The sequence below is a fragment of the Bacillus cereus group sp. Bc031 genome (assembly GCF_027716265.1).
Taxonomy (GTDB): Bacteria; Bacillota; Bacilli; order Bacillales; family Bacillaceae_G; genus Bacillus_A; species Bacillus_A paranthracis.
This window is the reverse complement of record NZ_JAQFUL010000008.1, coordinates 96,984-104,413: the sequence shown is the minus strand read 5'-3', so window position 1 is coordinate 104,413 and position 7,430 is coordinate 96,984. Positions and strand designations below refer to the sequence as shown.

Sequence of the window (7,430 nt, the reverse complement as noted above, 5' to 3'; positions counted from 1 at the left end):
CCCAAACAACGATTTAGCCGTTCATAATGGGGAATTTCATTTCGTTGAAATTGGGGAAATTTGAATCGTTGTTGACAACATATTCTTTTCTAACGTAATATAAACAACTGCGTACAAAAGAACAAAAATCGGGATTAATAGTCCAACGATTCCAAACACCATATTTCTTTTTAAAGACATACCATCACCACTTAACAATCCAGTTTATAGCCAACGCCATAAATTGTCTTAATATATTCCCCGCTACTCCCTAACTTCTTCCGCAATCTTTGCACCATAATATCAACCGCTCTCGTATTTCCGATATACTCAAATCCCCATACTTTCTCAAGTAACTCATCTCTCATAAATACACGTTGCGGATTTGAAACAAACAACTGACATAAATTAAACTCTCTGTACGTTAACTGAACCTCTTGTCCACTCACATGCACTTTTCTTTCCTTAGGACAAATCGTTATCTCTCCCGCCCCGATTACTTCATGGCTTACCGTTACCTCTTTCTTCTTCACGCGGCGCGTCATATTCTTAACCCGAAGAATAAGCTCCGCATAATTAAACGGCTTCGTCACATAATCATCTGCACCAAGTTGCAAGCCAAGCAATTTATCATTCATCTGACTCTTCGCAGTTAACATGAGCACTGGAATATCCCGATCCTTCTCCCGGAACAAACGAAGTAACTCATACCCATCTGTATCTGGAAGCATAACATCCAAAATCAAAACATCCGGCCCTTCCTTCCATCTCTCTAAAGCTTCTCTCCCGTCAGCCGCCGTAAGCACTTCATATCCTTCCATCTCAAGCTGCATCCGAATCAAATTACGAATACTCGACTCATCATCCACTACAAGTATTTTCATTGTTCTCCTCCTTCCATCCTGTATTATAGTACAGTTTAGTATAGCAAAAATCTTATAAAAAAAGAGAGGGTATTGTCGAACATATGTTGAACGACAATACCCTCTCCTTCACTTATTAGTCTTACTTATCATACCCATTAGGTTTCTTCTGATGCCAATTCCAAGCATGCTCAATGATTGTCTTCACATTTACATACTGAGGATCCCAACCTAACTTCTCTTTCGCTTTCTGAGAAGAAGCAACTAAACGTGCTGGATCTCCCGCACGGCGCGGTGCTACTTCAGCTGGAATTTCATGATTTGTAACTTCACGAACTGCATCAACGATTTCTTTTACACTGAAACCATTACCATTTCCTAAGTTATAGAAATCACTTTCTCCGCCGTTCTGCAAGTCTTTAAGACCTAAGAAGTGAGCCGCTACTAAATCTTCAACATGAATATAATCACGGATACAAGTACCGTCTGGTGTATGATAATCATCACCAAACATCATAATTTTCTCACGTTGACCTAACGCCACTTGCAATACAAGAGGAATTAAATGCGTCTCTGGACGGTGATCTTCCCCAATAATACCATTTGGAGTTGCACCAGCCACATTAAAGTACCTGAAAATCTTATAACGTAAATTAGAAGCTTGGCTATACCAATGAAGCATCTTCTCGATTGCTAACTTCGTCTCTCCATACGTATTCGTTGGATTTGTCATCGTTTCCTCAGTAATAAGGTCTACATCTACCTCACCATACGTCGCCGCAGTAGAAGAGAAAATAAACTTATCTACCTTAAACTCATCCATTACCTCTAATAAGCAAAGTGCACCATACACGTTATTATTATAATATTGCAGAGGCTTCTCCATACTAACTCCAACTAAAGAATCAGCCGCGAAATGCATAACCGCCTCAATATTTTCTTGTGTAAACACATCTCTTAAAAATGCTTTATCACGAAGGTCGCCATTATAAAACTTTGCACCTTCCGTAATTGCATCTTCATGACCCGTTTGTAAGTTATCTACTACTACTACAGATAAACCTTCGTCTACTAATTTTTTCACAGCGTGAGAACCGATGTATCCAGCTCCGCCGCAAATTAGGATTGAACTCATTGTCTTCCTCCTACTATATATTAGGATTTCTTATTCACTCTCTTATTATAAAAGGTATACGATTGCTCGTATACCTTTTGTGTACCTTTACTTAGCAACGAAATAATCCGTTACATATTGTGCCCAAACTTCGTGGCCTTTAGCACTTGGGAAACCAAACTCTTCTGTTAAGTACGGCAGGATAGCCTTCGTTGATGCATCAGGCCATGCTCCCCAATGATCCACATATGTATAACCATTTTGTGTCGCAAATTGCTTTAACGCCTCAATTGCTTTTGGATAATTCTTCGCACCATACACTGGGTTTGGTGGTTGAATCATAATTGTAGCACCCTTTGCGCTAGTAGAAAGTGCTTGTACAAACTTCTGTGTACTCGCAACAGAGTTTCCATTACCAGTTTTACCATTGTCAGTAATAAACGGTGGCTCAAATAAGATCACATCTGGCTTTTCTTTCGCAATCTCTTTATCACGTTTATTCGCAATCAACTCGTCTGTACTTTCACCCTTATATTCTTTTACCGTCACATTCCATAAACCTTTACCATAAGAAGCATCTAGGTTAGCCGTTAACTTAGCTGCCCAAGCATCTTTTGCAGATGAAGAAGCTTCATCACCAACAATAACAAGGTTTACTGCCTTTTTATCCTCAGCGGCTTTCTTTAACTTCTCTTTCACTTCATCTGGTAAATTCTTCGCATATGCTTCATTAAAAGATGCTTTCGCATCTTGTTTCTTCTCTGATTTCTTCGTTCCACTATCTTTAACTTCAGACTTCGTTTTCGTTACTTCACTCGTCTGTCCTGTTGCATTCGCAACCTTCTTATTCCAGTATAATTTACCGCTCACAACCGAAGCGACAAACAATACAAAAATAACTAGGACAAGTACTGCTTTCTTATTCATCGATTCACCTCATCTATTATTCTCACAACATATAATACTAATATAAATTCACGCAAAAATAAACCCAACTCCTACCAAAGGAGTTGGGTTATTACATATTACTTAGTCACTTCAAGATGCGCTCTTAACTTATTCGTAATATCTTGTTTCGCTGCATCTGGAACATAGTAATACCAAATACCATCAGCGGCTTTGTGGCCGTCACCTGGGATTTGGATTTCTTCACTATTCTCCATGCAGTCTTTATAGTTCTTTTGAATCTCAAACATTTGATCCTGAGTTAAACTTGTTTTAACGTTTTTCTCAATCGCTTTTAACACATCACCGTAACTAGCTAGAGAAGATACACTTGCACCTTTTTTAATTACAGCTTGGATGACTTGGCGTTGGCGCATTTGACGACCAAAGTCACCGCGTGGGTCTTCGTAACGCATACGAGTATATTTTAATGCTGTTTCACCATTTAAATGGATATTACCTTTAGCAAAATGTTGATCTCTCGATGTAAACTCCAAATCGTTATTTACATCAACACCTCCAACAGCATCTACAATATCTTTGAACCCAGCCATGTTTACCTCAATATAATGATCAACTGGTACATTAAGAAAATTCTCTACTGTTTTTACAGACATATCAACGCCACCAAAAGCGTACGCATGATTGATCTTGTCCTTTTTATCCTTACCAATAATCTCTGTATAAGTATCACGAGGAATACTTGTTATCTTCATTGATTTTGTTTTCGGATTCAATGTAAATAACATTAAAGAATCCGATCTAGAAGTTTCACTTTCTCGTTGATCAGTTCCCATTAGTAAAATTGAAATTGGTTTCTGATCAGAAATATCTACCTGTTTATCACGTTTTTCAGATTTATTACGATCCAATGGTTTGTGTACTGCATCTAAAGTATTAGATACATTAGAGTAAACAGTATATGCATAGACACCGCCAGCAATAACAAGAACACCAATGATACCTAGAATCCAAAATAGAATCTTTTTCTTCATCGTTTTTCCTTCTTTCGGGTAACAATTTCAACATTATAAATTTCATTCCATATAATACTATACGGATATACACATAACTTGTAAATGACTTGTAAACTAAATGCTACTCTACTATTTCATTAATAGAAGGCATACATGTTTATATATCAAGAATTTAAAAATAAACTCTCATAATCATTTACTATTTTCTCCCATGAATATTCATGATTAATTCGATCTTTAGCTTTGTTACTTAAATTATCAATTTTATCTCCAGAATAAGCCTCTACTTCTTGAATTAAATTAGCTAAAGAGCCTTCTTCTTTAGAGAAATAAACCGCACCTTCTTCGCCAACTTCTTTATTGAATACTACATCCAAAAGCAGATTCAACTTCGTAGACGCTAACGCCTCTAATAATGATGGGTTTGTCCCACCCACTTCATGTCCATGGAAATAAGCAAATGCATCTTCACGAATTTTTCTTAACAAATCTTGGTCATATACAGTACCAACGAATTTAATGCGAGGATCTTTATTAAAATTCGTTTTTGTTAATAATTCTTGATAAAATTGGTTTTCTTCAACATTAGAAATAATAACAAAATCCTTTTTAGAATTGGATTTCATAAATTCACGAACCATTAACTCATAGTTATTCTCTCGAACAAAACGACCAACTACTAAATAATATTCACCCGCAGCTACATCATGTTTCTTATACCATTCAATTAATGTGCTGTCATCTTCATTTAAAGAAGAAGTTGTAACATCTGCACCATAAGCAATAAATGTTGTCTTTGGTTCATGCTTTTTATAATCCTCTTGAATATAAGACTCAATACCTTTAGAATCACATACCAGTAAATCAGCATGCTTGACCATTAGATTTTCAGATATTTTCCAATAAGCTCTAATAGCTGGACTCCATTTACTTCTTTTCCATTCGTGCCCATCTGGATTTACAAAAACTTGAACACCCATTTTTTCTAATTTCCTTTTATAGAAAGAGAAAAATGGACCAATACGACATGCGAGTATATATACAATACAGTTTTTAAGATTATTTTTTTTTATATAACTAATACACTCTCTTAAACTCAATATATCATATGCTACAGCTTTCGCACTCCCAATTTCAGGTGTCTTCACATTGAAGCATCTCGCCTTATTATGCTCAAATTCTTCATTGTTATCCGCTAAGCAAGACACATGATACTGAATATCCTTACTTTGCCTACGTTCTGTTAAATACTCTACAAATGTTTCAAATCCCCCATACTTAGCTGGGATTCCTTTCGATCCAATAATAAATACGTGTTTCATCTATTCTTCTCCCGCTCTTACCTCTTGATACAGGTTTATTATTTCTTTAGTATGTTGCTTCATTAAATGAGGAAAATCCAATTTCAATAAATTTCTATTTACATAATCTAATAATGAAGTGTCGTCAAGAATCATTGATAATTTATCAATAAAATCGTGCTTATTTACTTTATATATAAAGCCAGTTTCTCCATCTTGTACTAAGTCCTTGAAACCAACATATTCAGAAACCATAATTGGAACACCATACGATTGTGCTTCTAAACCAATAAACCCAAAAGTTTCTTTCCAAATACTAGGGATAATTAATAAATCAACTTCATTAAAAATATCTTTTAACTGACTATAAGTATAACGACCATAAAAAGTATAATATTTAGGATTATATGTGTCTGGATCATTTACAAAATCACCATAAACTCCTAGGTGCCAATTAGTATATCCCTTTTCCTTTAAAGAATCCAATTGATCTTTTAAAGAGTAAAATCCTTTATAGGTATCTATGGGTCCTAAATATCCTAATCTAACTACTTCATTTCCTCTTTGTTTAACATTACGCTCTTGACGATAGTCAGAAATATCTTGATGACTAATAGAGACTATCTTCCCATTTACCTCAAGATATTTTTCAAATTGCTCTTTTGCTATAGAGCTATTGAAATGGAAATAGTCTATCAATCTGAATATTGTTAAATAATAGTCGCGTAATTCTATATAATGCGTTGCTAAATTCACATCTACTTCTTCGATTTCTCGTTCTACACTAGTACCTATAGTATTATTTTTAGTCTGATTTTTTTTAATTTTTCTAAGCGATTTTACGATACTACTATCTTTTAAATAACGATATGGATACGATTGCATCACATGAACCATCGGAAGACTTAATGCATTCACATTACATTCTATACAGCTTTTCCCATCATCAAAATCATTACAAACGTTACCTTTTGAGTCCATCAAATTTACTTTTGGACAAAGACCAAAATAATCATGTGTAGTAAATACAATTTTTATATCTAATTTCTTTGCCGTTTCAAAAAATTCTTTGTGTATCCCCATCAAGGTATGTACATGAATTATCTCTGGTTTTAATTCTATTAAAAATTCCTCATATACCTTATGATCTATTTCCTTCATAAAATGTTCAGGTTGATTAATCCCATTTAATAAAGGAATCGGTAAAGGGTTAACTAATTCATATACCGATATACTTCCATATGGTTTATTTTTCTTAATAGCTGTCTTTTTCGAAAAGGTAAATTTTCCCGGATACAAAAGAAACACTTGATGCTCTTGTCCTTGTGAATGCATTAAATCTACTGAGTATTTCGTTAAGCCACCTGTGCGATAAGGTGGTAAACCCAGTGAAATATGCAATATTTTCAATTTGTTCCCTCCCCATTCTCTATTCGATTTTTTACAATCTTGACAGGGTTCCCCACAGCAACACTAAAAGGTGGAATATCTTTATTTACTAAAGTATTAGCACCTATCACAGAGCCCTCTCCCACTTTAACTCCATCTAAGAAAACTGCCCCGGATCCTATCCAGCAATCATCTCCAACGATTATACCCTTATTAGTAACGCCCTGTTCTTTAATAGGAATATCTAATCTATCAAAATTATGATTTTCTGAATGAAATCTCACATTTTGTCCCATAATAACATTCTTCCCAATTCTAATTCCACCTGCTGCTCCAAAAAAGCTAAAATCTCCAATACCACTATTATCTCCGATAGTCATACCTTTTCCAAGGTGCTTCAGACTCCCTGAGCATGCAATAATTGTATAAGAACCAATATTCACGTTATTACCAATCTTAAGTCCTTCTTTAGATAATCCATCTAAAGATACATAATTACCTAAAGTTACTCCATTCCCTAACTCAATTGCATTTTTATTTTTTAAAATTACCCTTCTCCCTATAAATAACACCTTTCCACACTTCTTTAAGCCAATACGTTTAAAAAAACCGCGCCATAAGCTTATTGTTCTAGAAGAAACAATACCTAGTATATTAATAGTTGTTATACTACTATCTAACTTATATTCTGTTTTCTTTAATTTACTTATGAGAAAATTTAAAAGTGAAATCATACGTAATTATAATCCTCTTATTTCTAATTTTTTAATATCAATATCCCAAAATAGAAACTAACATAAATTTTTACACAATAAAAAAATAAAAGAGATAAGTTATTCAAAACTTATCTCTTTTACTTAAT

8 protein-coding genes are annotated in these 7,430 nt (G+C 34.5%); all 8 read right to left on the bottom strand.

Annotated features, from left to right (window positions below):
• Positions 1 to 36 precede the first annotated feature (36 nt).
• Complete coding sequence (locus PDQ33_RS05510) at positions 37 to 180, bottom strand: hypothetical protein (RefSeq protein WP_270755017.1); 144 nt, start codon at positions 178 to 180, stop codon at positions 37 to 39.
• A gap of 11 nt (positions 181 to 191) precedes the next feature.
• The gene (locus PDQ33_RS05505) at positions 192 to 863 is read right to left on the bottom strand and encodes a response regulator transcription factor (RefSeq protein WP_061131841.1); all 672 of its coding nucleotides are present in this window, start codon (positions 861 to 863) and stop codon (positions 192 to 194) included.
• A gap of 121 nt (positions 864 to 984) precedes the next feature.
• On the bottom strand, positions 985 to 1,977 hold the full coding sequence (gene galE / locus PDQ33_RS05500; RefSeq protein ID WP_000095012.1) for a UDP-glucose 4-epimerase GalE: 993 nt from the start codon (positions 1,975 to 1,977) through the stop codon (positions 985 to 987).
• A gap of 87 nt (positions 1,978 to 2,064) precedes the next feature.
• Entirely contained in the window at positions 2,065 to 2,883 is an 819-nt protein-coding gene (locus tag PDQ33_RS05495) for an SGNH/GDSL hydrolase family protein (RefSeq protein ID WP_061131842.1), read from the bottom strand.
• A 98-nt stretch (positions 2,884 to 2,981) separates the two neighbouring features.
• Positions 2,982 to 3,896 (bottom strand): polyisoprenyl-teichoic acid--peptidoglycan teichoic acid transferase TagU, encoded by a 915-nt coding sequence (gene tagU, locus PDQ33_RS05490; protein ID WP_061131843.1) that lies wholly within the window; start codon positions 3,894 to 3,896, stop codon positions 2,982 to 2,984.
• A 146-nt stretch (positions 3,897 to 4,042) separates the two neighbouring features.
• Positions 4,043 to 5,200, bottom strand: a complete 1,158-nt coding sequence (cps2T, locus tag PDQ33_RS05485; protein ID WP_270393325.1) for a beta 1-4 rhamnosyltransferase Cps2T — start codon at positions 5,198 to 5,200, stop codon at positions 4,043 to 4,045.
• On the bottom strand, positions 5,201 to 6,589 hold the full coding sequence (locus tag PDQ33_RS05480; RefSeq protein WP_270393327.1) for a glycosyltransferase: 1,389 nt from the start codon (positions 6,587 to 6,589) through the stop codon (positions 5,201 to 5,203). It lies immediately after the preceding gene.
• A complete protein-coding gene (locus tag PDQ33_RS05475) occupies positions 6,586 to 7,302 on the bottom strand; it encodes an acyltransferase (RefSeq protein WP_061131846.1) in 717 nt (238 codons plus the stop codon). Before PDQ33_RS05475 ends, PDQ33_RS05480 begins: the two co-directional genes overlap by 4 nt.
• Positions 7,303 to 7,430 lie beyond the last annotated feature (128 nt).

Bases quoted from the DNA above. Each gene is read 5' to 3' on its own strand.
- PDQ33_RS05510 (WP_270755017.1), bottom strand. From the start codon at position 180: ATGTCTTTAAAAAGAAATATGGTGTTTGGAATCGTTGGACTATTAATC.
- PDQ33_RS05505 (WP_061131841.1), bottom strand. From the start codon at position 863: ATGAAAATACTTGTAGTGGATGATGAGTCGAGTATTCGTAATTTGATT.
- galE (WP_000095012.1), bottom strand. From the start codon at position 1,977: ATGAGTTCAATCCTAATTTGCGGCGGAGCTGGATACATCGGTTCTCAC.
- PDQ33_RS05495 (WP_061131842.1), bottom strand. From the start codon at position 2,883: ATGAATAAGAAAGCAGTACTTGTCCTAGTTATTTTTGTATTGTTTGTC.
- tagU (WP_061131843.1), bottom strand. From the start codon at position 3,896: ATGAAGAAAAAGATTCTATTTTGGATTCTAGGTATCATTGGTGTTCTT.
- cps2T (WP_270393325.1), bottom strand. From the start codon at position 5,200: ATGAAACACGTATTTATTATTGGATCGAAAGGAATCCCAGCTAAGTAT.
- PDQ33_RS05475 (WP_061131846.1), bottom strand. From the start codon at position 7,302: ATGATTTCACTTTTAAATTTTCTCATAAGTAAATTAAAGAAAACAGAA.